Source organism: Roseinatronobacter sp. NSM (assembly GCF_052379845.1).
In the GTDB taxonomy this organism is placed as follows: Bacteria; Pseudomonadota; Alphaproteobacteria; order Rhodobacterales; family Rhodobacteraceae; genus Roseinatronobacter.
On the sequence record NZ_JBQTCF010000005.1, the window covers coordinates 26,427 to 53,343 of the forward strand.

Sequence of the window (26,917 nt, forward strand, 5' to 3'; positions counted from 1 at the left end):
CCTTTCAACAAGATTAGCGGCGCCCTTCGACCACGTCGCGGACATGATCGCCCAGCACGTTGACCGAAAGGATCAGAAGGAACAGCAAGACACCGGGGAACACCGCGATCCACCACGCGGTTGTGACATAGTTTCGCCCCGCTGACATGATCGCGCCCCAGCTGGGCGTTGGCGGTTGCACGCCCAGCCCAAGGAAGGACAGACCCGCTTCAAACAGGACCATCAGGCCGAATTCCAGCGTCACAACCACCATGATAGGGCCGATGATATTTGGCAGGATATGCCGGATCAGCACGCGCGGCGTTGACGCGCCCATAAACCGCGACAGCCGCACATATGGCAGGTTCAGCAGGCTTAGGGTTTGCCCGTAAGCCACACGCGCATAGCGTGGCCAGCGGGTAAAGGCCAGCACCGCGACCACGTTGAACAGGCCGGGGCCAAGGATGGCCACTGTGATGATGGCCAGCAGGATGGCGGGAACGGATAGCACAATATCCACGACCCGCATGATAATCATGCCGACGACACCACGATACCACCCTGCAATCATCCCCAGCGCGGTGCCGACCACCCCGGACACGACCACAGACAGCGCCGCGACCATCAGCGACACGCGCGCGCCATGGATCAGGCGCGACAACAGATCGCGGCCCAGTTCGTCCGAGCCAAGCAGATAGGTCACATCGCGCAGCTCGGTTCCTGGTGCGCGCAACCGGCCCAGCAGGTTTTGCACATTCGGGTCGCGCGGGGCAATCCAGGGCGCAAGAAGTGCGGCCAGCACCAGCACCACGACAATGGCCAAGAACGGCCACAGGCGCGGCGGCATCCAGTGTTTCAGGGCGGCGGTCATTTGCCCCCCTCCAGCCGGATGCGGGGATCGACGGCGCTATACAGCAGGTCTGCGGCCAGATTCAGGAAGATCGAGACAAAAGCGCCCAGCAGAACCACTGCCTGAACAATGGGAAAGTCACGCGCGGCAATGGACTGGATGGTCAGTTGTCCAAGGCCCGGCCATGCAAAAACCGTTTCCACAATGACGGCCCCTGACAGCAGATTGGCGATTTCAAGCGCGGCAATGGAAATAACCGGAATGGCGCTGTTGCGCAGCACATGGCGCGTGACAACGCGGCCCAGCGGCAGGCCCTTGGCGCGGGCTGCGCGCACATAGGGTTTGTTCAGTTCGTCCAGAACTGCCGTGCGGGTTACGCGCGCGAAGGTGGCCATTGACAGCAATGACAGGCAAATCGCGGGCAATATTACGCTATTGGCCTGTCGTGCACCCGAGGACGGCAACCACCCCAGCCAGACAGCGAAGATCAGGATCAGCAGAATACCACTCCAGAACGTGGGCAAACTCTGGCCCGCCAGCACGAAACCCATGCCCAGACGTGACAGCGGGTGGTTCCGCCGCACCGCCATGAACACCCCCAGCGGCACACCAACCCCCAAGGCCAGCACCAGCGCCACCGCGGCCAGCCGCAGGGTATGGGGCAAGCGGGATGCGACAATGTCAGCCACCGGCACGTTTTGGATGACGGAGCGGCCGAAATCCAGTTGCATCAGGCCGGTCATGTATTCGGTAAACTGCACAATAACGGGCCGGTCAAAGCCCAACTGACTGCGCAGCGCGTCGATGGATTGCTGCGTGGCCCCTTCGGGCACCATCAGCAGGACCGGATCACCAGTAAGCCGTTGCAGAAAGAAAATCAGGGCAGTCACGCCCAGCAGGGATACCGCTGCCTGCACCAGACGGCGGATCAGAAACACGCTCATGCCCATGGCTCCGGTCGGAAGAAGGGGGCGCGCCCGGTCAGGGGCGCGCACGCGGGGCTGGTCAGTCGGACCAGCTCATGCGGTTCAAAAACAGGCTTTCGTTCGGGGTGGGCTGCCATTCAAGATTGTCGCTTGCCCCGTAAATGATGGCCGCCTGATACAGTGGCACTTGCGAAACATTGTCGCGCACCCATTCCTGAACAACGCGGTAGTGGCCCAGCCGTGTTTCCGGGTCCAGTTCGCCGCGCGCCGCTTCAAGCACGGCATCAAGTTCGGCGTTGCTGACCCGCGACCAACTGCTGGACGAATGCAGCAAGGGATAGACCACGCCATCCGCATCCTGGCACGCGCAGGACCAGCGCCCGAAGGACATGTCAGGGCTTTCGGCCGGTTCGCCCTGAACCCTGCCCAGATAGGTGGCCATGTCGGTCAGTTCGATTTCGACATTCAGGCCAACTTCGGTCAACATTTGCTGCAAGGCTTGAACGATGCGCTGGTCAAACACGGGCGAGGTCGCAAATGAGAGCCTGCGGGTGGCCGGTTCGCCCACTTCCGCGATCAGGGCGCGGGCCTTGTCGGGGTCATAGGACACACCTTCAAACCCTTCGACCCAGCCGATATGCGCGGGTGTCAGCAACTGCCCCACTGGCATGTCAAACCCGCCCAGCAACCCTTCTACAATAAGGTCGCGGTCAATGGCGTGGGCGATGGCCTGACGCAGGCGCAAATCATCCAGCCCGGGTTTTGCGCCATTTACGGCCAGATAGGCCACGCGTTCGGTCAGCGCCGAACGTGGACCAACGCCAGCGGCTGCGTCCAGTTGCATGGCCAGATCGGGGTCCATGGTCACAACCAGATCGGACGCGCCAGAAACCAGATTGGCCACCCGCGTTGACGCATCGGGCACTGCGCGGAACACTGCCGCAGGGAAGGTGCCTGTCTGGCCCCAGTAGTCGTCATTGCGCGTCAACCGCACCTCGACGCCACGATCCCAGCCGTCAAACTTATACGGGCCTGATCCGACCGGCGCCTGATTGAAGGCGTCCTTGCCCATGCCCTCGACAATGGCCTGCGGCACGATCGACAGTTTCACAAGCTGTCCCATCAGGGCCGGATAAGGGGCGCTGGTTGTCAGCTTTACCTTGTTGCCGTCCAGCACTTCTGCGCTGGCAATGGTGGCAAATTGCGACAATTGCGGTGACCCGAATTCAGGGTCGGTGATGCGCTGCACGGAATAGACAACATCCTGCGGCGTCAGGGGCGAGCCGTCATGAAAGGCGATGTCATCGCGGATGGTGAAGATGATTTCCGTAGGCGAAACCTGTTCCCATTCGGTGGCCACCTGCGGGACAATCTCGCCTGCATCATCGCGCGTCAGCAAATTGTCGAAGATGTTGCGGTACACATAATAGCTGTCGGGGTTCCACTGCACATGCGGGTCCAGCGACGATGGCTCATTCACCAGATCGACAGTCAGAAGTTGTGCATCCGCCCAAGCGGCGGGTGCGGTCAAGGCAGTTGTGGCGGCAAGGGCCGCAGCAAGCATCAGGCGGGGTATACGTTTCACTTGGGTTCTCCGTGTTGGGCGTTTCTTGAGGTGGTCCCGTCAGGGGCGGGGGCCGTCCGGGGGCTGGTGGTTGAGGTGTGTGCCGCTTTGGGCGGCGGTGCGATTTGCACATCGCTGCGGGACAGCGCGCGCGCGCATCTGTCCGCGAAATCCCGGCGCATGGCGCCAAGCAAGTCATGCGCGCGCCCCGCATCCCCCTGCGCCAGCGCTTCGGCCAGATCGGCAAGCGGCAAGGGCGCGCGGTCTATGCCAAAACGCATGTCCAAAAAACGGTCAGCACGCAGGGACAAATCCCAACTGTCGATCAACCACGCGCGAAGTCGCGGCGCGGCCATCACTTGTGCCGACAGGGTCAACAGGCTGCGTTCCTGATGGAACAACGTGTCCGCATTTAGCCGGTGCAGCGCGGCCTTATGCAATTGCGCGCGTTTGCGCAATTCGGCGCGCAACGGCGCAGGGGGGCGGTTGTCGGGCAAAACCCGTTCCAGACAGTCGCGCGCGGCCTGCAAATCCGCCAGATGTTCGCCAGATACTGGCAGCACACGCCAGCCCCGCCGCCCTTGTGCACTGACCCATCCCTGTGCGGCCAGCCGTGCCAGCGCAGTGCGCGTGGCCGCAAGGCCCACCGCGAAACGCGCGCTTAAGTCCAGTTCCGACACCATGGCACCCGGTGCCGGGCACCCCGCCACAATGGCGTCACTGAGCAGGCTTAACGCCAGTGACGACAGGTTTTCGCCCCGCCGGGGGGCAGTTGGCATACCAAAAGGGGAGTTTTTATCTAACATGTTAAAATGCTAGTAAGCCGCATCCAACATGTCAATTCTGTATTTTAACATTTCAAAATTAACTGCGGTGGTTGCTGTTATGTGCTGAACTGTTTTGCAATCGGGCGTGAAATTAGGGGCGGGGCACTGCCCTATGCGCCCCCGCCCTGTCCGGGCGCGGGGCCTGGCCCGGTGGGGACGCCGCGACAGGTGCCAGCGGGTAAGCTGGGCTGCGCCACAGGCAATTTGCTGTGTTCCGGCGTCAATTCCGGTGGACAATACGGCGTGATCGCGCATAGTCGGGATGTTTCCCTTGGGCATGGTTCGGAATGCGCCACATCGCCTTGATTCTGGCTTTCTTGCTGACCCTGTCGGGGCTGTCGCAGGCGCATGCGCATCGTGTTGTGTCATTTTCTGACACGGAAGCGCCGCAGAAAGCACTTGGCGCGCTTTGGCTGGAACATGTCGGGCGCGCGCCCGCGCAGGCCGTGTCAGACGCTGATCCCGCCGGTGCCGATGCGGCATCCTGGCCCGGTGGCGCGGCAGTTGCCATGTCATTGGCCAGTGCTGGCCGCCTGTGCGCCGCCACAGGTGCCAGCGGGCCGGTTCCGCAGGGCGCAAATGTTGGCAACCCGGCCCGCGCCCCGCCGCTGCCCTTCTGATCGAAATGTCGTGGCCTGCACAGCAGGCGCATCGAAACATATGTTCAGGAGGTCGCAGATGGATACGCTGCGTTTATGGCTTGTGGCGGGGTTTTTTGCGGGAACCGCGATTTACACAGTCACTGTGATGATACTTCAGCCGGTCTAAAGCATGTCGCGCAAAAGTGGGACCCGGTTTTGCGCGCATGGGGCTGGCCGAACCGCAAGGGGGGCAGGGCGGCGCTGGCAAGCGCTGCCCTGCCCATCCATGCCAGTTGCGTTTCATGAAGTTTTGTATCAGAATTGAGACGGCAGGCATGCGCAGCAAAGCCGAGGATCGTCGTGACGGATATGGAAAAACTCAGTTTCAAAGAGATCGGGGCACGGTTGCGTGCGCACCGGATCGGGCGCGGGCTGGGGCCGGAAGAACTGGCGCTGCGCATCGGTATTTCCCGCGCTGCCCTGTATCGCGCTGAAAAGGGCGAGATCACCAAAATTGAAACATTGGCGTCGATTTCGCGCGAATTGAAGGTTTCGTTGCCCACACTTCTGGGGGTAGGGATAGAATATATCCCAAACGCGCTGGGCTATTTTGAACGCATGCGGCAGGTTGAAGGGGACGCCGATCAGATTATCGGGTTGTTTAGTCCGATCTCCTATCTTGTGACGACGCAGCGCTATGATGCAATCCTGCGCGATGTTTTCGCGGAATCCGTCCCCGCCGGACGCCAAGTCGAGGCGCAACAGATTCTTGAGATACTTTTGCAACGAAAACAAAGATTTGTGCAGCGCAGGCCGTTGCTGGTTTCCGTCATTTCCACCGCCGAGATCGAAAGTTTCTTGCGCGACGGGCTGGAAGGGCGGCATGGGCTGCCTGATGAATTGCGCGCGCAACGGCGGCGCGCCGCAGCGGGCGAAGTGCGCCATATCATCGGGCTTTTGCGCGAACCTGATATAGGGGTTCAACTGGGTGTGTCGCCTGAACCTTTTCCCTCGACCAGTTTTCAGATCACGCGCACGGGGGGGCAGTCGGTGCTGACGGTCAGCCCGTTCCGGCTGGGGCATAACCCGAATATTGCTGTGGGGGTGGGGTTTGTAACCTCCGCCCCTGAGGCAGTGGAGTTGCATGACGGTATTGCCCGGATGCTATGGGAACGGTCGCTGCGGGGTGCAGCTGCGGCCGATCATTTGGAAGACCTGATCGCGCAAGCCGGAAGTGCGGATGAAAGCGATTAATTTTTAAGCAAAAACTATCCTTGCCTTTCGCGCCGTCTCAAAAATTAGATTTTTTGTTTGACAGGGGCGCCAGTTCAGGGAAGTCTGGAAACAACCAAAGCCACAGGGGACATGTAATGAAAACCATCCGCAACCTTTCGATCACCGTCGCCGCTGCCGCCTTGATGGCGGGCGGCGCGCTTGCGCAGGAATTCACGGCCAAGATTGGCCATCTGGAATCCGCGGCGCAAAACCGCCACGTCCATCTGGAGAAAGTCGCCGCATTGGTGAATGAGCGCACGAATGGCGCGGTGGAATTCGTGCTGTTCCCGCAAGCGCAGCTGGGTGACCAGCGCCAGATGAATGAAGGCGTGCAATTCGGGTCACTGGAAGGAACGGTTGCCCCGGCGGCATTCCTTGGCGGGTTCAACCCGGTGGTGTCCATTCTGGACATCCCCTATCTGCTGCCAGAGGATGAAGCGGCGGCGCAGGCGCTGCGCGAAGGGCCGTTCGGTCAGGCGTTGCTGGACAGCTTCTCGGACAAGGGGATGCACGCGATTGCGCTGTGGCCCAACGGGCGCAAGCATATTACTTCGAACCAGCCGGTTGATGATCTGGCAAGTTTCGCCAGCCAGAAATTCCGCGTCATGGACAGCCGCGTGCTGATTGAACAGTTCAACGCACTGGACGCGTCGGCCATCGCAATTCCGTTCGGGGAACTTTACACTGCGCTGCAAACAGGTGTGGTTGACGGGCAGGAAAACCCGCTCGATACCATCGAGACGATGAAGTATTTTGAGGTTCAGGAAAATCTTGTGATTTCCGGGCATGGCGCGATGGAAGATATCGTGATCTTCAGCCCGATCTGGTGGAACACCCTGCCTGAAGAATACCAGACAATCATTCAGGACGCGTTTATCGAAACGGTGCCCGAACTGGTTGCCAACAAGCAAGCTGCAGTTGACCGCGCGCTGGAGGCCGTGACAGCGGCTGGTATGAATGTCCGCGAAGCCGGTGCAGATGAACGCGCGGCCTTCCGCGAGGCGACGTTTGCGGCAACATCATCTGCCTATGTCGCAATGGCAGGCGATGCGGGGCAGGCGCTGCTGGATGTCTACCTTGCCGAGTATGAAAAGCTGGCGCAGTAAACGCCACCCCGTCACCGGGTTTCCTGCCAATGCGGACCGGGGCGCGTGCCCCGGTCCTGTTCCTTTCGTCTTGCTGCTGGCCCCCCCCGATGCAAGCCCCGATGACCCGCATGGCGCGCTTTTGCTTTTCGCCCGTGCCCCAACGCGAACGGATCGTTGATGCTGGCCCTCAATATACTTCGTCTGGTCGAACGATCAGTCCTTGTCGTGACGTTTCTGACCATGGTTGCGCTGTATTTTACCAGCGTCATCGTGCGCGAAATGGGCGGTCAGGCCGCGTCGTCCTTCGCATGGATCGAGGAAGCGGTGCGCATGCTGAATCTGTTTATGGTGTTTCTGGGGTTGGGGCTGGCGTTGGAACGCGGGCGGCATGTCGGCATTCGCAATTTGCGCGACAAGCTGCCTGACGGGGTGCGCAGGATGCTGTTGAAAGTGACCGACATCGCGGGGCTTGTCTTTGCGCTTTATATCGCGTGGCTGGGGTTCGGGTTGGCGCAATTCGTGCTGGGCACGGGCCAGCGTTCGCCCACCTTGGGGGTGCCCATGGGAATGATCTACATGGCCCCTGTTGCTGGTTTCGCGCTTCTTGCGCTGCGCTATGGCCTAAGCTTGTTCGGGGTCATCGACCGCTTTGCCGAAGCGGAGGACGTGGAATGATGATGGGTTTGATTGTCATTCTGGCCGTGGCGCTTCTGGTGCTGGGCTTTGAGATGTTTTTGGTGCTGGCCGTGCCTGCACTGGCCTATAAGGCCGTGTTTTATCCCAACCTGCCTGATCTGGTGGTCGTGCAGAAAATACTGGGCGGGGTGGATCATGCCACGCTGCTGGCCATTCCGTTTTTCATATTCGCGGCCAACCTGATGGGGTCGGGGCAAATTGCACGGCAACTGGTGTCGGTGGTCAAGGCGCTTTTGGGCCATACGCGCGGCGGCATGGGGCATGTGGTTGTTGGCGGGTCGATGGCGTTTGGCGCCGTGTCGGGATCGGCGCCCGCAACTGTGGCGGCCATGTCGCGCATGGCCTATCCCGAATTACGGCGCAGCGGCTATTCTGACAAGTTTTCGCTGGGGTTGATTGTCTCCAGCGCGGAAACCGCACTTCTGATTCCGCCGTCGATCACCATGATTATCTATGGCTGGATGACCGGCACATCCATTGCGCGGCTGTTTGCGGGCGGGCTGGCCGTGGGGCTGGTGCTGGGATTGGCGTTTTCGATTTATGTCACCTATGTTGCGCGCCGCGATGGCATTGCGCGGGCACCGCGCGCGGATTGGCCCACCCGTGCGCGGGTCATCTGGCAGGCGAAATGGGCCATTGGAATGCCGGTCATTATTCTGGGCGGGATCTATTCGGGCACCTTCACCGCGACCGAGGCCGCAGCCATCAGCGTTGTCTATGCTATTTTGGTCGAGGTGGTGATCCTGCGCAGCCTGACCTTGCGTGGCCTGTTCGAGGTGACAGAGCAAAGCGCGATCAACACCTGCATCATCTTTGTGTTGCTGGCGATGGGGGGGCTTGTGTCCTATTTTGTCACGCTGGCGCAGGTCCCCAACGAGATTATCAGCTTTCTTGGCGCGATCGATGCAAGCTGGATCACCTTCTTGTTGGTCGTCAACATCTGCTTCCTGATTGCGGGCATGTTCATTGACCCCAATTCGGCGCTGCTGATCCTTGTGCCGCCCCTGTATCCGGTGGCTGTGGCGATGGGCATTGATCCGGTGCATTTCGGGTTGATCGTCACGTTGAATATAGGGTTGGGCATGATCACGCCGCCCTTCGGGCTGGATATATTTGTGGCGTCTTCGACGTTGCGCAAGCCGGTGGCGACGATCATTGGCGGGGTATGGCCGTTTCTGGCGGTGAACCTGATTGTGCTGATGCTGATCACCTATATCCCGCAGATTTCGCTGTTTATTCCGCGGCTTATTTTCGGTTGAAGGGGGAATAGCCATGAATGCAATCGCCAAGGATGCCACCTTGACCCCGCCGCGCTACCGCTGCGCGGAAGCGCTGGGCGTTGTGCGCACCAATCAGGTGGTCAATACCGACTACCGCTTGCTGACGCTGGACGCCCCGCCCGAGGTGCTGGATTGCGCGCCCGGGCAGTTCTTCCAGCTGCTATGCCCCGGCACTGACGACGATCAGCCATTTTTGCGCCGCCCCATGAGCATTTATGACTTCGACGCGCAGGCGGGCAGTTTGCGGTTTCTGTACAAGGTGACTGGCGCGGGCACGCGCGGGCTGGCCACGCTGCGTGCGGGGGATCGGCTGAATGTGCTTGGCCCGCTGGGTCAGGGGTTCACCATGCCAGACAACTGGCAACGGCTTATGCTGGTGGCGCGTGGCGTGGGGCTGGCGACACTTGCGCCGCTTGCACGTCTGGCGCAGGCGCGCGGGCGTCAGCTGACCGCGATATGTTCGGCGCGCGCGCCGGAATTCGTCATGTCGCTGGAACATTTCCGCAATTGCGGGGCCGAGGTGATTGTCGTGACCGACAGTGATGGATCCTCGGCGCCCGATGCGTTGCGTGCGCTGATCGAAGGGCGCATTGCCAGTGGCGGGGTTGACGCGTTCTATACCTGCGGGTCAGCGCGGATTGCGCGCATGTTGCAAGACATTGGCGCAGCACATGGCATTCCCGGCGAAATTGCAGTGGAACAGCAGATGGCTTGCGGCCTTGGCATGTGTCAGGCCTGCGTGCGCCCGTTCCGTGACGGGGACAAGATTGTGCATCGCCGGGTCTGCCGCGAAGGGCCGGTTTTCCCGCTGGCAGGGGTGGTGGCATGAGCGCGCTTGCAACCCGCGTCGGCCAGTTGCAGCTGGCCAACCCCATCATGCCCGCATCCGGCACCTTTACCGAGGATCTGGCCGATGTGTTCGACCTTGGCATTCTTGGCGCGCATGTGCTGAAAACCTTTACACCGGAAATTCGCACTGGCAACCCGACGCCGCGGGTGTGCGACCTGACGGGTGGCATGATGAATGCCATCGGCATTCCGTCCAAGGGCCTGGAGCATTTTCTGACACAGACGCTGCCGTTCTGGGCGCGCTATGATGTGCCGCTGGTGGTGTCCATTTCCGCGCATAGTTATGACGCCTTCGCGCGGCTGGCTGCCGCAGTGACGGTGCCCGGTGTGGCCGCGATCGAGGCCAACATCTCTTGCCCGAACATAGAGGCTGACGGCAGGGCGTTTGCTGTGCGCGCCGATACCACGGGTCAGGTGGTCGCGCAGTTGCGCGGGGCGACCGACCTGCCGTTATGGGTGAAACTGTCCCCCAATACCGGAGAACCCGTAGACGTTGCGCAAGCTGCCGAAGCCGCTGGCGCGGATGCGTTGGTTGTTGCAAATACCCTGCTGGGCATGGCCATTGACGTGGAAACCCGCCAACCCCGCCTTGGCAATGTGATGGGCGGCATTTCCGGCCCCGCCATCAAGCCTGTGGCACTGCGCATGACCTATCAGGCGGCCAGTGCCACGCGCATTCCGGTGATCGGCTGTGGCGGTATTTCGACAGTGGCCGATGTTGTGGAATTCCTGATTGCAGGTGCGACGGCGGTACAGGTGGGCACAGCCACATTCCAGTCCCCCACCACCATGCGCAGGCTGCTTTCGGGGCTGGAAGACTGGCTGGCGGCACATGACGTGGCGTCGGTGCGTGACCTGCGCGGTACAGTGGCGCTGCCCGATACCCCTGTTGCGGCGATGCTGACATGATGATGGACAAACTTGCCCCCCTGACAGCGCTGGCGCAGCAAATCTTCAAGGACTTGCGCGCCATGTCGCCTGATGGCGCGGGCGTCAGCCGCCCTGCCTATTCGCGCATTGAAACGCAAGCGCTGGACTATCTGGCGGAATTTGCCCGTGCGCAGGGGCTGGCGGTCGACGCGGACGCGGCAGGCAACCTGTGGTTCAGCCTGCCCGAACACCGCGACGCCCAGCGTTACATGGTGGTTGGGTCCCATGTCGACACTGTCCCCGAAGGCGGAAATTTCGACGGGCTTGCCGGTGTGGTGGCCGGGTTGCTGGTGCTGATCCGCGGGCGCGAGAAGGGCTTGCGCGTGCCCGTGAAGTGCCTTGCGCTGCGCGCCGAGGAAAGCGCGTGGTTCGGGTCATGTTATCTGGGGTCCAAGGCACTGACCGGCCAGATGACCGCCGCCGAACTTGCCGCCCCGCACAAGGGCGACAACAGGTCGCTTGCCGACCATATGACAGCGCTGGGAATTGACACGGCGCCCATTGCCGCAGGCCAGCCCCTGATCGCGCTGGAACGCATCCTGGGCTATGTGGAACTGCATATCGAACAAGGACCGCTGCTGGTTGAACGCGATATTCCCGCCGCCGTGGTGACTGGCATTCGGGGCAATATCCGCTACCGCTCGGTTACCTGCACGGGCGAAGGGGGGCATTCCGGCGCGGTGCCGCGCGCCTATCGGCATGATCCGGTGCTGGCCATGGCCGATTTGCTGACGCGGCTGGATGACAGTTGGCTGCATATCCTGCAAACGGGTGGTGATCTGGTGCTGACCTCGGGTGTGGTAGGGACGGACCCCGCGCGCCATGCCATTGCGCGCATTGCCGACAGCATCAGCTTCAGTCTGGACATCCGGTCCCAGAATACCGAAGTTCTGGACCACATGCGCGATTATCTGCATGAAGAAATGGCCGATATCGCGCGCGTGCGCGGCGTGCGGTTCGACACGGGCCCTGAAATACCCGCCGCGCCTGCGCAGATGGATGACACTATGGTGGCGGGGCTGATGGCGGCAATGGGCCGCACGGGCATTGCGCCGTTTTCCATGGCGTCGGGTGCCGGGCATGATGCGGCGGTCTTCGCGCAAGCGGGCGTGCCCGCCGCGATGATCTTCGTGCGCAACCGCAACGGGTCCCATAATCCGCGCGAAGCCATGGAGATTTCGGATTTTATGGTAGGAACCGCCATCATTTCCGCCTATCTGGAAGCGAAGGACACATGACCACAGGACCCGCCGCCATGCCCCGACTGACGCCAGCCAGACGCAGCCAGATCGCGCGGGAAACTGCCACAGCGCTGTTGCAGATTGGTGCGGTGCGGCTGTCGGTGGACCGCCCCTTCATGTTCAGCTCTGGCCTTGTCAGCCCGGTATATATCGATTGTCGCCGCATCATTTCCTACCCTGCGGTGCGCGAAAGCCTGATGGCCTGTGCCACGGAACTGTTGCAAAACGACATGCCCGGCACGCAGGCCGTTGCGGGGGGGGAAACCGCCGGCATCCCCTTTGCGGCGCTGATTGCGGCAAATACGGGGCTGCCCATGCAATATGTGCGCAAACGGCCAAAGGGGTATGGCCCCCATGCGCAGGTCGAAGGGGTGGTAACCCCCGGCCAGCAAGTGACACTGATTGAGGATCTGACCACGGATGGCGGATCGAAGCTGCGGTTTTGCAAGGCGCTGCGCCGTGCGGGGGCAACTGTGTCGGATTGTCTGGTGATCTTCTACTATGATATTTTCCCTCAGACCCGCGACATGCTGCACGCCCAGGGCCTGACCCTGCACGCGCTGGCCAACTGGCAGGATATTTTGGCCGTCGCAGGTAGCGATGGCCCCTTCAGCGCGCCCGAACTGGCCGAAATACGGTCATTCCTTGACAATCCGCTTGACTGGTCGGCCCGCCATGGCGGGGCATCCCGGTTGTTTTTCCAAGAAAGGACTGCATGATGTTCACTGCATTGATCGACACCCTGAAGGACCACGGGCGCGGGGTTCATGGCTATAGCGCATTGGCCGAAGCGGCCTATGAAAAAGCGCGCAGCGGACCACAGGCCGCAGCCTATTACGTTCTGGCCAAACAAGCCGATGATTTTGTGGAATTCGTCGAACGTATGCCCGTCCCCGCCCGCGAGATTGACGCCATGTTTGACCGCATCAGCGCGAATGCTGCGGCGCTTGATGCGGCTTTTGCAAGTGGGGACAGGGCCGCAGTGCTGGATGTGCTAAACAACATCGCGCATGAAGCGGCTGCGATGCGCAGCACGGGCTGACGCGACAGCGCGCCTTGGGGGGCGTTGTCGGGTTGGCGTTGCACCTTCAAAACGATTCCGGCAGCCATATTTGCGGGTCGAACACAGTGGCGCGGCGCGGTGCGGCTGACAGGTCTTGTGTGGTCTGCACCATGGCGTCCACCAGCGAAGCGGCCAGCGCGTCCACAGGGGTGGCAATGGCCATCATGGCATATCTGTCTGACAGCGCAGCGCGGCTGTCCCCCGTCAGTTCATTCAGGATCAGTGCAACCTTGTCGGGCGGGCGCGTTTCCCGAAGTGCGGCAATCGCGCCTTCCATGCCGCCCCCGGCGACGTAAATACCGCGCAGGTCGGAATATGTGTGCAGCAGGTTCAGCGTTGCCTCATAGGTGACTTGCCGTGTTTCAAGATTCACCAATGTGTCCAGCACAGTGACATGCGGCGCATATTCCCGCAACGCGCTGCGAAACCCGGTCTCGCGCAGGGCGTGCCCATGCCAGCGGTTGCCGCCCACAAACACTGCCACACGCCCCCCCTGTTGCAAGCGCTGTGCCATCATCCAGCCGGCAATGCGGCCAACGCGCAGGTTGTCCAGCCCGAAATATCCCATATGGGCATCCCGTCCGAAATCATTGAGGACCGCAAAAACCGGCAGGCCCTGCTGCACCAGTCGCGCCCCGGCCTGCGCCACCTTTGCATGTGTGACCGCAGAGGACGCCAGCGCCGCGCAAGTTTCACTGGCCGCGCTTAACCCGGTGCAGAAATCATCGGGCGCTTGTGATGTTGCGTAATGAAATTCCGCAGTGATGTTGAAATCCCTGCGTGCCTTGCAGGCGCATTCCAAGGCGTGGGTCAGATTACGGTAAAATTCCTGACCGCCCTTATGCAGCACAAACCCCAGCCGAAGCGCCATGCGCGGGGGTGGGGTTGGCTGGAACTGTGGGTCAGAAAACCCTATGCGCGACGCTGCGTCCTGAATACGCGCAAGGCTGCGCGCCGACACCTTGCCGCGCCCATGAACCGCGCGGTCGATGGTTGCCAGACTTACCCCGGCGGCCTGCGCCAGATCGGACAGTGTGGGTTTGCGTGCCATGATGGATTCCCCTCATACCATTGCATTAACTTGAGGGTTTTTGAGGGGGTTGCAACCTAATTTTCTGGCATGCTGACGCTGGCCGAATAATCTGTATTCCACAATAGGGTTTGGAGGGGCCTATGCCAAACAGAGATTATTCCATGTTGGGACCAGATGCAAAACGCGCGGTTGAAACGGGCCTTGCTGCGGCGCAATGGTATCATACGGACATTCCGCGCAAGCAGATGAAAGACCTGATGCGCCGCCAGGACGCGCCTGCCATTCGTGATACGATCATCCTGTTCGGGGCGATGGTGGTATTTGCGGGGGCAGGGATCGCGCTTTGGCCGTCGCTGTGGTCGGTGCCGGTCTGGCTGGCTTACGGCGTGCTGTATGGGTCGGCCATGGATTCACGCTGGCATGAATGCAGCCATGGCACAGCGTTCAAGACGCGCTGGATGAATGATGTTATCTATCAGATTGCAAGCTTCTGCATGGTGCGCAACCCGCACACTTGGCGCTGGAGTCACGCGCGCCACCATACCGACACCGTTATTGTCGGGCGCGACCCCGAAATCGCCATCATGCGCCCGCCGGAATTTGCCCGCCTGATCGCCAATTTCTTCGGGCTGGTCGATGCATGGAACGGTTGGGCGCGCATGCTGTATAACGCGGCGGGCAAGCTTCACCCTGAAGAAGCCAGCTACATTCCCAAGGCCGAGCAGCACAAGGTCATTCGCGTGGCGCGTATCTGGGTGTTGATCTACGGGGCCACCATCGCGCTGGCCGTGGCGCTGGGGTCCATCCTGCCCTTGATGGTTATCGGTCTGCCGCGTCTGTATGGCGCGTGGCATCACGTCATGACGGGCCTGTTGCAGCATGGTGGGCTGGCCGACAATGTGATTGACCATCGGCTGAATTCGCGCACTGTCTATATGAACCCCGTCAGCCGGTTCATCTATTGGAACATGAATTACCATGTCGAACACCACATGTTCCCCATGGTGCCCTATCACCGGCTGCCGGAACTGCATCAGGCCATCAAGCATGATCTGCCTGCGCCCAACCGTTCCATTGCGCAGGCATTTGCGGAAATGTGGCCTGCCTTGCGGCGCCAGTTACAGAACGAAGATTTCTTTCTGAAGCGCGATCTGCCCGCGACGGCAAAACCCTATCGTGAGGATTTGCACCATGCCGCGCTTGGCACCGCCGCGCAATGACACCTGTTCCCGAAGGAGAGAGAGCAATGCCTTGGATTGACGCTTGCGCAACTGACGACATCGACAGCGAGGACCTGATCCGTTTTGACCATGACGGACGCACCTTTGCGATTTATCGCAGCCCGGATGATGATTTTTTCTGTACAGACGGACTTTGCACGCATGAACAAGTGCATCTGGCGGATGGGTTGGTGATGGATTATGAAATTGAATGCCCGAAGCATAATGCAACTTTCGACTATCGCACAGGCGAAGCCAAGCGCGCCCCGGCTTGTGTGAACCTGAACACCTATCGTGTGAAAACCGAAGGCGGGCGTGTCCTGATTGAGGTTTAGGCGATGACGGGCCTTGTGATTGTCGGCGCGGGCGAATGCGGCACGCGCGCGGCGTTTTCGGCACGGGATGCGGGGTATAGCGGGCCAATCACGCTGATCGGTCAGGAAACCGGCTTGCCCTATGAACGCCCCCCCTTGTCGAAACCGGATGCGGGCGCAGTGAAGCGCCACAAGATTTGCGCCGGCGCCGACTTGCGCGCGGCAAACATCACCTACCGTGACGGTATCAGCGCCACGCGCATTGACGTTGCGGCACAATCGCTTGCGCTGTCGGACGGCACTGCCATCGGCTATGCGCGCCTGCTTCTGGCCACGGGGGGCACGCCGCGCCGCCTGCGGTGTGCGGGCGCGGAGCAGGCGCTGGTCTTGCGCAGTTATGACGATGCAAATGCCATTTTCAGCCAGCCCTTGGCCAACCGGCATGTCGTTATTGTCGGGGCGGGGTTGATCGGGCTGGAACTGGCGGCCAGTTTGCGCCGCTTGGGGGCCCGCGTTACCGTGCTGGAAGCGGGCGCGCGCGCGCTGGGCCGCGCGGTTCCTGAGCCACTGGCCAGTCGGCTTGTGGCCCGCCACTGTGCCGCGGGGGTTTCGTTCCGTTTCAACTGCACCCTTGATGCAATTTCCAAGGGTCAGGTCCAGTTGAACGGGGGGGACGTTCTGCCCTGTGACATGGTGATCGCGGCCATCGGGGTGGTGCCTGAAACAGCCTTGGCGCAGGGTGCAGGGCTTGAATGCGAAAATGGCATTTGTGTTGATGGTCAGTTGCGCTGTTCCGGGGGCGCTATCTTCGCCGCTGGGGATTGTGCGGCCCTGCGCCAGCCGGATGGCAGTGTTCACCGCTTCGAGACGTGGCGCAATGCCCGTGATCAAGGCATTCTTGCCGGGCGGGCCCTTGCGGGCGACGCAGCCTGTTTCGAGGCCCTGCCATGGTTCTGGTCGGATCAGTATGATCTGGGCCTGCAGGTTGTGGGCAATGTGGCAGGGGCCCCGGCCGCGTCACGCAAATTGGTGCAAGATGGTGAAATCCTGTTCTGGCTGGGTGCAGATGGGGCCTTGATCGGGGCCGCAGGGCTGGGCGCGGGGCGCAGCAGCGCCAAGGATATCGCCTTGGCAGAACGCCTGATTCAAGCTGCCATGCCTGTCACCCCCGACGCCCTGAGCGATGTGGGGCAACCGCTAAAAGCCCTGTTGCGCCGCGCCACGGCCGCCTGACCGAAAAAGGAAATTCCCGTGTCACCGAACACCACGCGGCCCACAGTGGCCGATATTCGCGCCCAGAAGGGCAAACGCACCCTGACAATGCTGTATGTCGAAACCGCTGAGGAAGCCGCCGCTGCCGCGCAGGCGGGAATTGACATGCTGTCGATCATAGCGCCGCTTTGGACACCGCAAATGCGCGCTGCCGCCGGAACTTGCTTCGTGCAGGTGGGGCTTTTATATGGCCAGCTTGTCACGCAAGAAGACTACCAGCGCGCCGCCCATGCCGCGATGCAGACAGGGGGAGATTGCGTATATTGTGCGTCGTCGCTGGGCACCATCAGGGCCTTGGCCGATGATGGCATTCCCGTGGTCGGGCATGTCGGCCTGATTCCATCCAAGGCCACATGGACCGGCGGCTTCAGGGCCGTTGGCAAAACCGCCCGGACCGCATTGCAGTTGTGGCGCGATGTGCAGGCCCTGCAGGATGCGGGCGCTTTTGGTGCCGAACTGGAGGTGGTGCCTGACCGCGTGGCGGCGGAACTGTCCCGCCGCAGTTCCCTGATTTTGCTGGGAATGGGCGCGGGCGCGGGGGCTGATGCGCAATATCTGTTTTCCGAGGATGTGTTGGGCTGCACCCGCGGGCACAAACCCCGCCACGCCAAATCCTACGCTGATTTCGCGTCGGAATACGCGCGCCTGCACCAGATGCGGGTTAATGCATTCGCAGCGTTCAAGGACGACGTTGCCCAAGGTGCCTATCCGGCGGCGGCGCATACTGTGCCCATCGCGGATGCGGAACTTGACGGGTTTCTTCAGGGGTTGGATGCAAACGCAGGCTTGTCATAACGGTTCGTGACTGCCACAATGATGTAAAAGCGTCATGCAGATGGGGTGCCCCGTGACCAAGCGGCCGACAGTTCAGGATGTGGCGCGCGCCGCGGGTGTCAGCGTGACGACGGTTGACCGCGCCTTGAACGGGCGCCTGAAGGTGCGCGAGGAGACGTTGCGCAAAATCGCTGATGCGGCGCATCGCGTGGGGTATCATGCACGGGGGGTGTTGGCGCAAAATCTGGATGCGGCGAAACCCGAACTGACCTTCGGGGTCGTTCTGATCAAGAAATCACAGGAATTCTACCAGAATTTCGCGCGTGAAATCGAACATGCCGTGGCGGCCCGCCCCGACATTCGCGGGCGCGTGATCATTCGCTACACATCGTCCCAGTCGCCCGATGCCTTTGCGCAGGAGCTTCGCGCTTTGGGAACGCGATGCGACGCGGTGGCGGGGGTTGCGGTCAACCACCAGCGGCTGACGCAGGCCGTGCAGGACATGCAGGCCGATGGCGTGCCGGTGTTTTCCTTGCTGAACGATTTTGCCCAAGGGGTGCGGCGCAACTACCTTGGTCTGAACAACATGAAAATAGGCCGGATCGCCGCATGGATGATCACAGGCCGCGTAAAGCGCCCCGGAAAGCTGGCGGTATTTGTGGGCGGCAACCGGTGGCATGGGCATGATTTGCGCGAAGTGGGGTTCCGGTCCTATGTGCGCGAAAACGCGCCTGAATTTTCGGTGCTGGAAACGCTGGTCAATCTGGAAACCCGCCAACTGACTTATGAAGCCACGCTTGATCTGGTGCGCCGCCATCCCGACCTGACCGGCATTTATTGCGCGGGCGGCGGCATGGAAGGCGCAATCGCCGCATTGCGCGAAATGCATGCAAGCCCGCGTGTGGCGCTGGTGGTCAATGAGTTGACCGCCGATAGCCGCGCCGCGCTTGCGGATGGCTATGTCACAATGGTGATCTGCACACCTTTGGCGGAACTGTGCACCGATATGGTGGAATTGATGGTGCGTGCCGTGCAGGGCGGCGAAGACGGGATCACGGGCCAGCATTTCCTGAACCCATGTATCATTCTGCCTGAAATGATGTAAAAACGTCATTTCGCTTGCGCAGAAAAACGTCATCAATGATGGAAAAACATGTGCCCCAGATTGACTGAATCTGCTCTCGCATGCAGCGTGCAGCCAACGCAACCCACATGACAGGACTTTGCCTATGCAATTCGCGCTGAACCAGATGACGGCCCCGCATTTGCCTTTTGCATCTTTTCTGGATCTGGCGCGCGATCTGGGCTGCATGGGCGTGGAGTTGCGCAACGACATGGCAGGGCTGGGCCGCCCGTTATTTGACGGGCTGGACCCTGCGCAGGCGGGCGCACTGGTGCGCGCCCGCGGGTTGCGGTTTCTTGGGCTAAGCCAGGTTTATCCGTTCAACAGCTGGGATGATGCACGCCAAGCGGAAGTGGCCGCGCTGATTGACACGGCCAAGCGCGCGGGGGCCGAAACCATCAGCCTGATCCCGCGCAATGACGGCACCGGCGGCGCCGAGGGAGAGCGTCAGGCCAATCTGCGCGTGGCGCTGAAGGCGTGTTACCCGCTGCTGGTGGCCGCAGACATGACGGCCCTGGTCGAGCCGCTGGGCTTTGGCCGGTCATCACTGCGGTCCAAGCAGGAACTGGTCGACATGATCGCCGCGCTGGATATGGGCGCGCGGTTGCGCATTGTGCATGACACGTTCCATCATACCTTGGCCGGGGGGGGCGCCCTTTATGCGGCGCAGACTGGCATTGTGCATATCTCGGCGGTGGTGGACCCTTCGCTGAGGATCGAGCAGATGGAAGATGAACACCGCGTCCTGATCGACCGCCGCGACCGTTTGGGCAATATCGACCAGATGGCCGCCTTGCTGGCAGCAGGATATAAGGGCGCCTTCAGTTATGAGTGTTTCTCGCCAGAAACACAGGCGCTTGGCGACCCTTTGACGGCGCTGCGCCAATCATTCGATTTCATTTCCGCCCAATTACAGGCCAAAGCCGCCTGAGCGGAAAGGAATTCCGGCAAAGGAGCAAGGTGCGCCGGACACCATTACCGGGAGGAACCAGAACATGAAGAAAACCCTGCTTGCTGCTACGGCGGCCACTGCACTTATGGCATCCATGGCCAATGCGCAGAATATCGGTGTGTCGATGGCGCTGTTTGACGATAATTTCCTGACCGTCTTGCGCAATGGCATGATCGAGATGGCCGCAGAAATGGACGGCGTCACGCTTCAGGTGGAAGATGCGCAAAATGACGTGGCGCGGCAGCTTGACCAGATCAACAATTTCGTGGCGTCGGGCGTGGATGCGATCATCGTGAACCCGGTTGACACTGCGGCAACCGAAGCCATGAGCAATGCCGCCGCAAGTGGTGGCGTGCCGCTGGTCTATGTCAACCGCCAGCCCGTCAACGTGGACACCCTGCCGGACAATCAGGCTTTCGTGGCGTCCAACGAAATTGAATCCGGCACCTTGGCGGCATTTGAGGCCTGCAAATTGCTGCGCGCCGAGGGCAAGGGCGAAGGCGCGAATATCTATATTCTGATGGGCGAGTTGTCGAACCAGGCTGCCGTGCAACGCACCAAGGATTTCGACGATATTCTTGGGATCGACATGTGCAATTTCATGAATGTGGTTGACCGCCAGACGGCCAACTGGTCGCGCGATCAGGCGCAGGACATGATGACCAACTGGCTGTCTTCAGGTGAACCGTTCGACGCGGTGCTGTCCAACAACGACGAAATGGCCATCGGGGCGATTCAGGCCATGAAATCGGCAGGCATTTCCATGGCTGATGTCATTGTCACGGGTGTTGATGCCACCCAGGATGCGCTGGCGGCCATGCAGTCGGGCGATCTGGATGTAACAGTGTTCCAGAACGCTGCAGGGCAGGGGGCTGGCGCGCTTCAGGCGGCGCTTGATCTGGCGGCGGGCAATCCTGTCGCGTCCAAGGTGTATATTCCGTTTGAACTGGTCACACCGCAAAACGTGGCTGATTACCTGAGCGCCAACTGATCGACAACAAGATCGGACCGGCTGACGAGGGGGCGGTGGTGTCGCACCGCCCCGCAATTAAGACCAAGCGCGATGGACGAGGAGGGAAACTGGCATGGCAGAGGCAACAGTGGGTGTCGGAGGGTTGAAATATGACCACCGAAAGCGAAGTCGTCCCCCGGAACTGAATGTCTTTTTGGCACTTGTCCTGATTATCGGTGTGTTCGAGGTGTTGGGCCAAACGCTGCCATATATGAACGGGCAAAGCTTTCTGTTCGACACCCAAGGGCGGTTTTCATCCATTTTCAACGAAGCGCGCTTGCAGATCATCATCTTGCAGGTCGCCATCATCGGCATCATTGCGCTGGGGGTCACACAGGTGATCATCACAGGCGGGATTGATCTGTCTTCGGGCTCGATTGTCGGCGCAACGGCGATGATTGCCATGAGTTTTGCACAGGTCAGCGAGGTGAATGGCAACCCCTTCGCGCGCGCGGTGTTTTTTGAACAGGGCTGGGTTGATTTGCCGGTGTTTGTTCCCGTCATCGTCGGGCTGGCCTGCGGGCTGCTGGCAGGGCTGGTCAACGGCCTTTTGGTGGCTTACACGCGCATCCCGCCTTTTATTGCCACGCTTGGTATGATGGTCGCTGCGCGGGGCGTGGCAAAATGGTGGACCAAGGGGCAGCCAGTTTCCTTTCCGACGGAAAGTTACGCCGCCATCGGTTCTGGCATGATGCCTGTCTACATTTTTCTTGCGCTTGCGGTGCTGTTCTATCTGGTCATGCGCCACACTGTTTATGGCAAGCATACCTACGCCATCGGGTCCAATATTGATGCGGCGCGCATGTCGGGCATCAATGTTCAGCGCCACCTGACACTGGTTTACACCATCGCGGGCGGGTTGGCGGCCATTGCGGCTGTGGTCCTGAGTTCCAAGAACCTGACGGCTCAGGCCGGTATGGGCGTGATGTATGAACTGGACGCCATTGCCATGGCCGTGATCGGGGGCATTTCGCTTCAGGGCGGGCGCGGATCGATTGTTGGCACCTGTCTGGGGGCGTTGATTTTCGGGGTTATCATTTCCGGTTTCACCTATTTGCGGCTGGATGCCTATTATCAGGAAATGGCCAAGGGCGCGATCATCGTGGGTGCCGTCGTTCTGGACCAGTGGCGCCAGCGCCGCGCGGCCCATCGCATGTAAGGGGACGAAAATGAGCGAGTACACACTCGAAACACGCGGTCTGACCAAGCATTATGGCGGTGTGCATGCATTGGAGGACGCGAATTTCACCCTCCGCAAAGGCGAGCATGTTGCCATCATGGGCGATAATGGCGCGGGCAAATCGACATTCGTGCGCCAGATCACCGGGGTAGAACGCCCCACCCGTGGCGAAATCCGGTTCAACGGCGCGAAGGTGGATTTCGCAGGTCCGCTGGACGCGCGGGAAGTCGGCATTGAAGCGGTGTTCCAGACTTTGGCCTTGGCGGACCATCTGGACGTGCCCGACAACCTGTTTCTGGGGCGTGAAAAGACGAAATGGAACTGGCTTGGCCCGTTCCGGCGACTTGATTACAAGGCCATGCATGCCGATACACTGGCCGCACTGGAAAAAACGGGCGTAAAAATCCCGTCCATCCGCAATACCATCCAATATATGTCCGGCGGGCAACGGCAATGCGTGGCCATCGCGCGCACCGCAACCTTCCATTCGAAACTGACCATCATGGATGAACCGACTGCCGCGCTTGGTGTGCAGGAAACCGCGCAGGTGGAAAACATCATCCGCACCCTGAAGGAACAGGGCGAACCGCTGATCCTGATCAGCCATAACATGCGGCAGGTGATGGATTTATGTGACCGGATTGTGGTGTTCCGGCGCGGGCGTATTTGCGCGAACCTGCTTGCGCGTGAGGTGACGGGGGAACAGGTGGTCGCTTATATCACGGGTGCCAAAACCCAGCCTGAATACATGACCGACGGTGTGCTGTGACACCGCGACCCGTAACAAACAGGACGCCATTCGCGTCTTTTCAAAAGGAACACTTATGACACGTTTTGCCGTTCTTGGCGCAGGCCGTATTGGTCAGGTCCATGCCCGCGCGATTGCGCAGGTCGACGGGGCCACGCTTGTTGCCATCGCAGACCCTGTTGCCGCCGCCGCTGACAGTGTGGCCACGAAATATGGCTGCGATATCCGCACCATAGACACTATCGAATCGGCAGATGACGTGGATGCCGTGGTGATTTGCACACCCACCGACACCCATGCCGACCTGATTGAACGTTTCTGCCGTGTGGGCAAGGCGGTCTTTTGCGAAAAACCCGTCGATCTGGATGTGGGGCGCGTGCGCGACTGTCTGAGCGTCGTCGAGGCAACCAAAGGCCGCGTGATGCTGGGCTTCAACCGCCGGTTCGACCCCGATTTTGCCGCGATGAAGGCCGCAATTGACGCAGGCCGCATCGGCAAGGTTGAAATGATCACCATAACCAGCCGCGACCCCGGCGCCCCACCTGCTGACTATATCGCGCGCTCGGGCGGGATATTCCGGGACATGACGATCCATGATTTCGACATGGCCCGCTGGCTGCTGGCCGAGGAGGTTGAAACCGTGATGGCGCAGGCTTCTGTTCTGACGGACCCGCAGATTGGCGACTTGGGCGATTACGACAGCGCAAATGTAATCTTGCGCACCGCCAGCGGCAAACAGGCCATCATCACCAATTCGCGCCGCGCAACCTATGGCTATGACCAGCGCATCGAAGTTCTGGGCGCGGCGGGCATGGTCAGCGCCAGGAACCAGTCAGAAGCGAATATCCAGTTCGCCGATGCCCAAGGCTTCCATGATGCCCCGCTGCTGAATTTCTTTATGACACGCTATACAGCGGCCTATGCGGCAGAAATCACGGCTTTTGTTGCGGCGTTGCGCGATGGAACGCCCATGCCCACCACGGCGCTGGACGGGTTGCGCGCGCTTGAACTGGCTGATGCCGCGCTGCAATCGGCGCAAAGCGGGCAAGCGGTGCAGGTGCCCGCAGCGACGCAAAAGGCCGCATGATGTCATTGGGTGTCGCGCTGATTGGCACAGGGTTCATGGGCAAATGCCATGCGCTGGCGTGGCGCGCGGTCGGGCCTGCTTTTGGCGTGGCCCATCCACGGCTGGAAATCCTGTGCGACGCCACCCAAGCGCAGGCCGATGCATGTGCCGCGCAATTCGGGTTTGCGCGCGCCATGGTCGACTGGCAAGCCGCAATTTGCGATCCGGCTGTTGATGTGGTGTCCATCACCACCCCCAACGGATTGCACCGCCCCATGGCGGACGCGGCCTTGCGCGCGGGCAAGCATGTCTGGCTGGAAAAGCCCATGGCCCTGACGCTGGCAGACGCGCAGGCCATGGCGGATCTGGTAGCCGCCCATCCCGGGCAGGTCACGCTTTTGGGCTATAACTATTTGCGCGCGCCAGCGTTTCAGGCCGCGTGCGCCATGGTGCAGGCAGGCGAAATTGGCACGCCACTGGCGTTTCGCGGTGCCTATGACGAAGATTACTGCGCCGACCCCGCCCTGCCATGGTCATGGCGTATGACGCAGGAAGGGGGCGGGCTGGGCGCGCTTGGGGATCTGGGCTGCCATCTGGTCAGTGTGATGGTGGCGCTTATGGGCGCGGTGTCCGAAGTGACGGCCATGACCCAGATTGCCGTGCCCCAGCGCCCTGCCCCCGATGGCCCCCGCCCGGTCGAGAATGAGGACAGCGCGCTGGCACTGGTCCGTTTCGCCAGTGGCGCGCAGGGGTCCTTTGCCACCAGCCGCGTAGCGCGGGGGCGCAAATGCCGTTTGCAATGGGAAGTGCAGGGAAGTGCAGGAACGCTTGTTTTCGATCAGGAAAACATGAACGAATTATGGGTGCACCGCGCAGGGGATGCCGGTTTCACCCGCCATTTGACCGGCCCTGACCAGCCTGATTTCGCGGCGTTCTGCCCCGCACCGGGGCATAATTTCGGCTTCAATGAACAAAAAGTCATCGAAGCCCGCGACCTGATCCGCGCAATTGACGGCGGCCCGCCCTGCGGCCCTGATTTTGCCCAAGGGCTGGGAATTGAACGGATCATCCACGCCATGGCACGGTCAAACGGCCACCCGATCCGATTGGAGGAAATGACCCATGACCAAACATCTTGACGTTATCACGATTGGGCGCAGTTCGGTGGATTTATACGGCGCCCAGGTTGGCGGTCGGCTGGAAGATATGGGATCGTTTGCCAAGTATATTGGCGGCAGCCCTACGAATATTGCCTGTGGAACGGCGCGGCTGGGGTTGCGGTCTGCAGTAATCACGCGGGTCGGCGATGAGCATATGGGGCGCTTCATCCGTGAACAACTGGCGCGCGAAGGGGTGTGCACCGATGGCGTGGTGACCGACCCTGACCGCCTGACGGCGCTGGTGCTGCTGGGTATCCGCGATAAGGAGCAGTTCCCGCTGATTTTCTACCGCGAGAATTGCGCGGATATGGCACTGTCAGAGGGGGATATAGACGAGGATTTGATCGCCTCGGCCCGTGCGCTGTTGCCCACGGGCACGCATTTGTCCCACCCGCGGACTGAGGCAGCTGTGCTCAAGGCGCTGCGGCTGGCGCGGCAGCACGGGGTCAAGACCGCGCTGGATATCGATTACCGCCCCAACCTGTGGGGGGTGGCTGGGCATGGCGATGGCGAAAGCCGGTTTGTGGAATCGGCGGCGGTGACCGCGAAACTGCAATCGCATTTGCATTTCTTCGACCTGATCGTGGGCACGGAGGAAGAATTCCACATTGCAGGCGGCAGCACCGACACGATTGCGGCGCTGCGCGCAGTCCGCGCGGTGTCGGATGCCACGCTGGTGTGCAAGCGCGGTGCCGCAGGCGCGGTGGCCTTCAGTGGCGCGATCCCTGACAGGCTGGAGGAGGGCGAAAGCGGTCCGGGCTTCCCGATCGAAGTGTTCAATGTGCTGGGCGCGGGGGACGGGTTCTTCTCGGGGCTGATGAAGGGCTGGCTTGATGGGGCGGATTGGCCGACCGCGCTCAAGTACGCCAATGCCTGCGGGGCCTTTGCCGTCTCGCGCCATGGCTGCACACCGGCTTATCCCTCGCTTGCAGAACTGGAATTCTTTCTGAAGCGCGGCGTGCTGCGGCCTGATCTGCGCAATGACGCGGCGCTGGAGCAGATACACTGGTCCACCAACCGCGCGCGCAATCACGGGCCGGATTGGGATGACTACCGCATCTTTGCCTTCGACCACCGCCTGCAACTGGAGGAAATGGCGGGTTACACGCCCGAACGCGGCGCGGCGTTCAAGGAGTTGTGTCTTGAAGCGGCACTGGCGGTTCAGGATGGGCGCGCGGGGTATGGCATCCTGTGCGATGACCGGATCGGGCGGCGGGCGCTGCATGCGGCCTCTGGCACGGGGCTATGGGTCGGGCGGCCTGCGGAATGGCCGGGATCGCGCCCGCTGACGCTGGAACCGGCCCTTGGCCCTGACTGCGGCGGGCTTGCGACCTGGGCGCGCGGCAATGTGGTCAAGGTGCTGTGCTTCTGCCATCCCGATGACGCGGAAAGCCTGTGGGCCGATCAGATCGCAACGGTCAGGCGGCTGTTCACATCCGCGCGCCGCAACGGGCTGGAATTCCTGCTGGAAGTGATCCCGTCCAAGGTCGGCGCGGTCAATGAGCAGACCACCGCGCAGGTGATCGACCGCTTTTACCGCGAGGGTATCTATCCCGACTGGTGGAAGCTGGAGCCGCTGACCACGCGAGCCGCTTGGGCCAATGCGATTGCCGCGATTGAAACGCATGACCGCCACACGCGCGGGATTGTGGTTCTGGGGCTGGACGCGCCAGAGGATGCGCTGGCGGGCAGTTTTGCTACGGCAGCACAATTCCCGTTGGTCAAGGGGTTTGCCGTGGGACGCACGATTTTCGGCGATGTGGCGCGGCGCTGGTTCGCGGGGGAGTGCGATGACGCGCAGGCCGTGGCGGAAATGCGCGCGCGCTATGCGCGGCTGTGCAGCGTTTGGGACAAGGCGCGGTTGCGCGCAGTTGCCGCCGCGTGACAGGGGGCGCTGCCCCCCATCCGCGCAAG

27 protein-coding genes are annotated in these 26,917 nt (G+C 61.2%); 22 read left to right on the forward strand and 5 right to left on the reverse strand.

What is annotated here, in order from left to right; all coding sequences use genetic code 11:
• Nucleotides 1-13 precede the first annotated feature (13 nt).
• The 4 genes from ACTZWY_RS04065 to ACTZWY_RS04080 form a co-directional block, all read right to left on the reverse strand.
• Nucleotides 14-850, reverse strand: coding sequence for an ABC transporter permease (locus ACTZWY_RS04065; protein ID WP_444789408.1), 837 nt, complete (start codon nucleotides 848-850; stop codon nucleotides 14-16).
• Nucleotides 847-1,773, reverse strand: a complete 927-nt coding sequence (locus ACTZWY_RS04070) for an ABC transporter permease (protein WP_444789409.1) — start codon at nucleotides 1,771-1,773, stop codon at nucleotides 847-849. The genes ACTZWY_RS04065 and ACTZWY_RS04070 overlap by 4 nt, the downstream gene beginning before the upstream one ends.
• Before the next feature lie 61 nt (nucleotides 1,774-1,834).
• On the reverse strand, nucleotides 1,835-3,340 hold the full coding sequence (locus ACTZWY_RS04075) for an ABC transporter substrate-binding protein (RefSeq protein WP_444789410.1): 1,506 nt from the start codon (nucleotides 3,338-3,340) through the stop codon (nucleotides 1,835-1,837).
• Nucleotides 3,337-4,125: a GntR family transcriptional regulator gene (locus ACTZWY_RS04080; protein WP_444789411.1), complete on the reverse strand. Its 789-nt coding sequence runs from the start codon at nucleotides 4,123-4,125 to the stop codon at nucleotides 3,337-3,339. Before ACTZWY_RS04080 ends, ACTZWY_RS04075 begins: the two co-directional genes overlap by 4 nt.
• Before the next feature lie 308 nt (nucleotides 4,126-4,433).
• On the opposite strand from ACTZWY_RS04080, the gene ACTZWY_RS04085 reads away from it, so the two are divergent.
• The 10 genes from ACTZWY_RS04085 (at nucleotide 4,434) to ACTZWY_RS04130 (ending at nucleotide 13,128) form a co-directional block, all read left to right on the forward strand.
• Nucleotides 4,434-4,766 (forward strand): hypothetical protein, encoded by a 333-nt coding sequence (locus ACTZWY_RS04085; RefSeq protein ID WP_444789412.1) that lies wholly within the window; start codon nucleotides 4,434-4,436, stop codon nucleotides 4,764-4,766.
• 330 nt (nucleotides 4,767-5,096) lie between these two features.
• A complete protein-coding gene (locus ACTZWY_RS04090; RefSeq protein ID WP_444789413.1) occupies nucleotides 5,097-5,981 on the forward strand; it encodes a helix-turn-helix domain-containing protein in 885 nt (294 codons plus the stop codon).
• A 116-nt stretch (nucleotides 5,982-6,097) separates the two neighbouring features.
• A complete protein-coding gene (locus ACTZWY_RS04095; protein ID WP_444789414.1) occupies nucleotides 6,098-7,108 on the forward strand; it encodes a TRAP transporter substrate-binding protein in 1,011 nt (336 codons plus the stop codon).
• Nucleotides 7,109-7,267: 159 nt separating this feature from the next.
• Entirely contained in the window at nucleotides 7,268-7,765 is a 498-nt protein-coding gene (locus ACTZWY_RS04100) for a TRAP transporter small permease (protein WP_444789415.1), read from the forward strand.
• On the forward strand, nucleotides 7,762-9,045 hold the full coding sequence (locus tag ACTZWY_RS04105) for a TRAP transporter large permease (RefSeq protein ID WP_444789416.1): 1,284 nt from the start codon (nucleotides 7,762-7,764) through the stop codon (nucleotides 9,043-9,045). The genes ACTZWY_RS04100 and ACTZWY_RS04105 overlap by 4 nt, the downstream gene beginning before the upstream one ends.
• Before the next feature lie 13 nt (nucleotides 9,046-9,058).
• On the forward strand, nucleotides 9,059-9,895 hold the full coding sequence (locus ACTZWY_RS04110) for a dihydroorotate dehydrogenase electron transfer subunit (protein WP_444789417.1): 837 nt from the start codon (nucleotides 9,059-9,061) through the stop codon (nucleotides 9,893-9,895).
• Nucleotides 9,892-10,824: a dihydroorotate dehydrogenase gene (locus ACTZWY_RS04115; protein ID WP_444789418.1), complete on the forward strand. Its 933-nt coding sequence runs from the start codon at nucleotides 9,892-9,894 to the stop codon at nucleotides 10,822-10,824. Before ACTZWY_RS04110 ends, ACTZWY_RS04115 begins: the two co-directional genes overlap by 4 nt.
• Entirely contained in the window at nucleotides 10,821-12,083 is a 1,263-nt protein-coding gene (locus tag ACTZWY_RS04120) for a Zn-dependent hydrolase (protein ID WP_444789419.1), read from the forward strand. The genes ACTZWY_RS04115 and ACTZWY_RS04120 overlap by 4 nt, the downstream gene beginning before the upstream one ends.
• On the forward strand, nucleotides 12,080-12,805 hold the full coding sequence (locus ACTZWY_RS04125; protein WP_444789420.1) for an orotate phosphoribosyltransferase: 726 nt from the start codon (nucleotides 12,080-12,082) through the stop codon (nucleotides 12,803-12,805). Before ACTZWY_RS04120 ends, ACTZWY_RS04125 begins: the two co-directional genes overlap by 4 nt.
• The gene (locus ACTZWY_RS04130) at nucleotides 12,802-13,128 is read left to right on the forward strand and encodes a hypothetical protein (protein ID WP_444789421.1); all 327 of its coding nucleotides are present in this window, start codon (nucleotides 12,802-12,804) and stop codon (nucleotides 13,126-13,128) included. The genes ACTZWY_RS04125 and ACTZWY_RS04130 overlap by 4 nt, the downstream gene beginning before the upstream one ends.
• Before the next feature lie 46 nt (nucleotides 13,129-13,174).
• Here ACTZWY_RS04130 and ACTZWY_RS04135 read toward each other — a convergent pair whose 3' ends face one another.
• A complete protein-coding gene (locus ACTZWY_RS04135) occupies nucleotides 13,175-14,200 on the reverse strand; it encodes a substrate-binding domain-containing protein (protein WP_444789422.1) in 1,026 nt (341 codons plus the stop codon).
• A gap of 122 nt (nucleotides 14,201-14,322) precedes the next feature.
• On the opposite strand from ACTZWY_RS04135, the gene ACTZWY_RS04140 reads away from it, so the two are divergent.
• The 12 genes from ACTZWY_RS04140 (at nucleotide 14,323) to ACTZWY_RS04195 (ending at nucleotide 26,888) form a co-directional block, all read left to right on the forward strand.
• Nucleotides 14,323-15,402: a fatty acid desaturase family protein gene (locus ACTZWY_RS04140; protein ID WP_444789423.1), complete on the forward strand. Its 1,080-nt coding sequence runs from the start codon at nucleotides 14,323-14,325 to the stop codon at nucleotides 15,400-15,402.
• Between the two features lie 26 nt (nucleotides 15,403-15,428).
• On the forward strand, nucleotides 15,429-15,737 hold the full coding sequence (locus tag ACTZWY_RS04145; protein ID WP_444789424.1) for a MocE family 2Fe-2S type ferredoxin: 309 nt from the start codon (nucleotides 15,429-15,431) through the stop codon (nucleotides 15,735-15,737).
• 3 nt (nucleotides 15,738-15,740) lie between these two features.
• Nucleotides 15,741-16,949, forward strand: coding sequence for an NAD(P)/FAD-dependent oxidoreductase (locus ACTZWY_RS04150; RefSeq protein ID WP_444789425.1), 1,209 nt, complete (start codon nucleotides 15,741-15,743; stop codon nucleotides 16,947-16,949).
• An 18-nt stretch (nucleotides 16,950-16,967) separates the two neighbouring features.
• Nucleotides 16,968-17,783 carry a 3-methyl-2-oxobutanoate hydroxymethyltransferase gene (locus ACTZWY_RS04155; RefSeq protein ID WP_444789426.1) on the forward strand — a complete coding sequence of 272 codons (816 nt, stop codon included), beginning with the start codon at nucleotides 16,968-16,970 and terminating at the stop codon, nucleotides 17,781-17,783.
• A gap of 52 nt (nucleotides 17,784-17,835) precedes the next feature.
• Nucleotides 17,836-18,867: a LacI family DNA-binding transcriptional regulator gene (locus ACTZWY_RS04160; protein ID WP_444789427.1), complete on the forward strand. Its 1,032-nt coding sequence runs from the start codon at nucleotides 17,836-17,838 to the stop codon at nucleotides 18,865-18,867.
• Nucleotides 18,868-18,991: 124 nt separating this feature from the next.
• Nucleotides 18,992-19,816, forward strand: a complete 825-nt coding sequence (locus ACTZWY_RS04165; protein ID WP_444789428.1) for a TIM barrel protein — start codon at nucleotides 18,992-18,994, stop codon at nucleotides 19,814-19,816.
• 64 nt (nucleotides 19,817-19,880) lie between these two features.
• Nucleotides 19,881-20,828 carry a sugar ABC transporter substrate-binding protein gene (locus tag ACTZWY_RS04170; RefSeq protein ID WP_444789429.1) on the forward strand — a complete coding sequence of 316 codons (948 nt, stop codon included), beginning with the start codon at nucleotides 19,881-19,883 and terminating at the stop codon, nucleotides 20,826-20,828.
• Between the two features lie 94 nt (nucleotides 20,829-20,922).
• Nucleotides 20,923-22,008: an ABC transporter permease gene (locus ACTZWY_RS04175; protein ID WP_444789430.1), complete on the forward strand. Its 1,086-nt coding sequence runs from the start codon at nucleotides 20,923-20,925 to the stop codon at nucleotides 22,006-22,008.
• A 10-nt stretch (nucleotides 22,009-22,018) separates the two neighbouring features.
• A complete protein-coding gene (locus tag ACTZWY_RS04180) occupies nucleotides 22,019-22,798 on the forward strand; it encodes an ATP-binding cassette domain-containing protein (RefSeq protein ID WP_444789431.1) in 780 nt (259 codons plus the stop codon).
• A 55-nt stretch (nucleotides 22,799-22,853) separates the two neighbouring features.
• The gene (gene iolG, locus ACTZWY_RS04185) at nucleotides 22,854-23,864 is read left to right on the forward strand and encodes an inositol 2-dehydrogenase (protein ID WP_444789432.1); all 1,011 of its coding nucleotides are present in this window, start codon (nucleotides 22,854-22,856) and stop codon (nucleotides 23,862-23,864) included.
• Nucleotides 23,861-24,982: a Gfo/Idh/MocA family protein gene (locus ACTZWY_RS04190; RefSeq protein ID WP_444789433.1), complete on the forward strand. Its 1,122-nt coding sequence runs from the start codon at nucleotides 23,861-23,863 to the stop codon at nucleotides 24,980-24,982. Before iolG ends, ACTZWY_RS04190 begins: the two co-directional genes overlap by 4 nt.
• Nucleotides 24,966-26,888, forward strand: coding sequence for a bifunctional 5-dehydro-2-deoxygluconokinase/5-dehydro-2-deoxyphosphogluconate aldolase (locus ACTZWY_RS04195; protein ID WP_444789434.1), 1,923 nt, complete (start codon nucleotides 24,966-24,968; stop codon nucleotides 26,886-26,888). The genes ACTZWY_RS04190 and ACTZWY_RS04195 overlap by 17 nt, the downstream gene beginning before the upstream one ends.
• Nucleotides 26,889-26,917 lie beyond the last annotated feature (29 nt).

Excerpts from the sequence above, each read along its gene's own strand:
- ACTZWY_RS04150 (WP_444789425.1), top strand. The coding sequence starts at position 15,741 with ATGACGGGCCTTGTGATTGTCGGCGCGGGCGAATGCGGCACGCGCGCG.
- ACTZWY_RS04085 (WP_444789412.1), top strand. The coding sequence starts at position 4,434 with ATGCGCCACATCGCCTTGATTCTGGCTTTCTTGCTGACCCTGTCGGGG.
- ACTZWY_RS04190 (WP_444789433.1), top strand. The coding sequence starts at position 23,861 with ATGATGTCATTGGGTGTCGCGCTGATTGGCACAGGGTTCATGGGCAAA.
- ACTZWY_RS04170 (WP_444789429.1), top strand. The coding sequence starts at position 19,881 with ATGAAGAAAACCCTGCTTGCTGCTACGGCGGCCACTGCACTTATGGCA.
- ACTZWY_RS04115 (WP_444789418.1), top strand. The coding sequence starts at position 9,892 with ATGAGCGCGCTTGCAACCCGCGTCGGCCAGTTGCAGCTGGCCAACCCC.
- ACTZWY_RS04135 (WP_444789422.1), bottom strand. The coding sequence starts at position 14,200 with ATGGCACGCAAACCCACACTGTCCGATCTGGCGCAGGCCGCCGGGGTA.
- ACTZWY_RS04065 (WP_444789408.1), bottom strand. The coding sequence starts at position 850 with ATGACCGCCGCCCTGAAACACTGGATGCCGCCGCGCCTGTGGCCGTTC.
- ACTZWY_RS04110 (WP_444789417.1), top strand. The coding sequence starts at position 9,059 with ATGAATGCAATCGCCAAGGATGCCACCTTGACCCCGCCGCGCTACCGC.
- ACTZWY_RS04090 (WP_444789413.1), top strand. The coding sequence starts at position 5,097 with ATGGAAAAACTCAGTTTCAAAGAGATCGGGGCACGGTTGCGTGCGCAC.
- ACTZWY_RS04165 (WP_444789428.1), top strand. The coding sequence starts at position 18,992 with ATGCAATTCGCGCTGAACCAGATGACGGCCCCGCATTTGCCTTTTGCA.
- ACTZWY_RS04125 (WP_444789420.1), top strand. The coding sequence starts at position 12,080 with ATGACCACAGGACCCGCCGCCATGCCCCGACTGACGCCAGCCAGACGC.
- ACTZWY_RS04070 (WP_444789409.1), bottom strand. The coding sequence starts at position 1,773 with ATGAGCGTGTTTCTGATCCGCCGTCTGGTGCAGGCAGCGGTATCCCTG.
- ACTZWY_RS04100 (WP_444789415.1), top strand. The coding sequence starts at position 7,268 with ATGCTGGCCCTCAATATACTTCGTCTGGTCGAACGATCAGTCCTTGTC.
- ACTZWY_RS04145 (WP_444789424.1), top strand. The coding sequence starts at position 15,429 with ATGCCTTGGATTGACGCTTGCGCAACTGACGACATCGACAGCGAGGAC.
- ACTZWY_RS04130 (WP_444789421.1), top strand. The coding sequence starts at position 12,802 with ATGATGTTCACTGCATTGATCGACACCCTGAAGGACCACGGGCGCGGG.
- ACTZWY_RS04120 (WP_444789419.1), top strand. The coding sequence starts at position 10,821 with ATGATGATGGACAAACTTGCCCCCCTGACAGCGCTGGCGCAGCAAATC.
- ACTZWY_RS04180 (WP_444789431.1), top strand. The coding sequence starts at position 22,019 with ATGAGCGAGTACACACTCGAAACACGCGGTCTGACCAAGCATTATGGC.
- ACTZWY_RS04105 (WP_444789416.1), top strand. The coding sequence starts at position 7,762 with ATGATGATGGGTTTGATTGTCATTCTGGCCGTGGCGCTTCTGGTGCTG.
- ACTZWY_RS04140 (WP_444789423.1), top strand. The coding sequence starts at position 14,323 with ATGCCAAACAGAGATTATTCCATGTTGGGACCAGATGCAAAACGCGCG.
- iolG (WP_444789432.1), top strand. The coding sequence starts at position 22,854 with ATGACACGTTTTGCCGTTCTTGGCGCAGGCCGTATTGGTCAGGTCCAT.
- ACTZWY_RS04095 (WP_444789414.1), top strand. The coding sequence starts at position 6,098 with ATGAAAACCATCCGCAACCTTTCGATCACCGTCGCCGCTGCCGCCTTG.
- ACTZWY_RS04175 (WP_444789430.1), top strand. The coding sequence starts at position 20,923 with ATGGCAGAGGCAACAGTGGGTGTCGGAGGGTTGAAATATGACCACCGA.
- ACTZWY_RS04080 (WP_444789411.1), bottom strand. The coding sequence starts at position 4,125 with ATGTTAGATAAAAACTCCCCTTTTGGTATGCCAACTGCCCCCCGGCGG.
- ACTZWY_RS04195 (WP_444789434.1), top strand. The coding sequence starts at position 24,966 with ATGACCAAACATCTTGACGTTATCACGATTGGGCGCAGTTCGGTGGAT.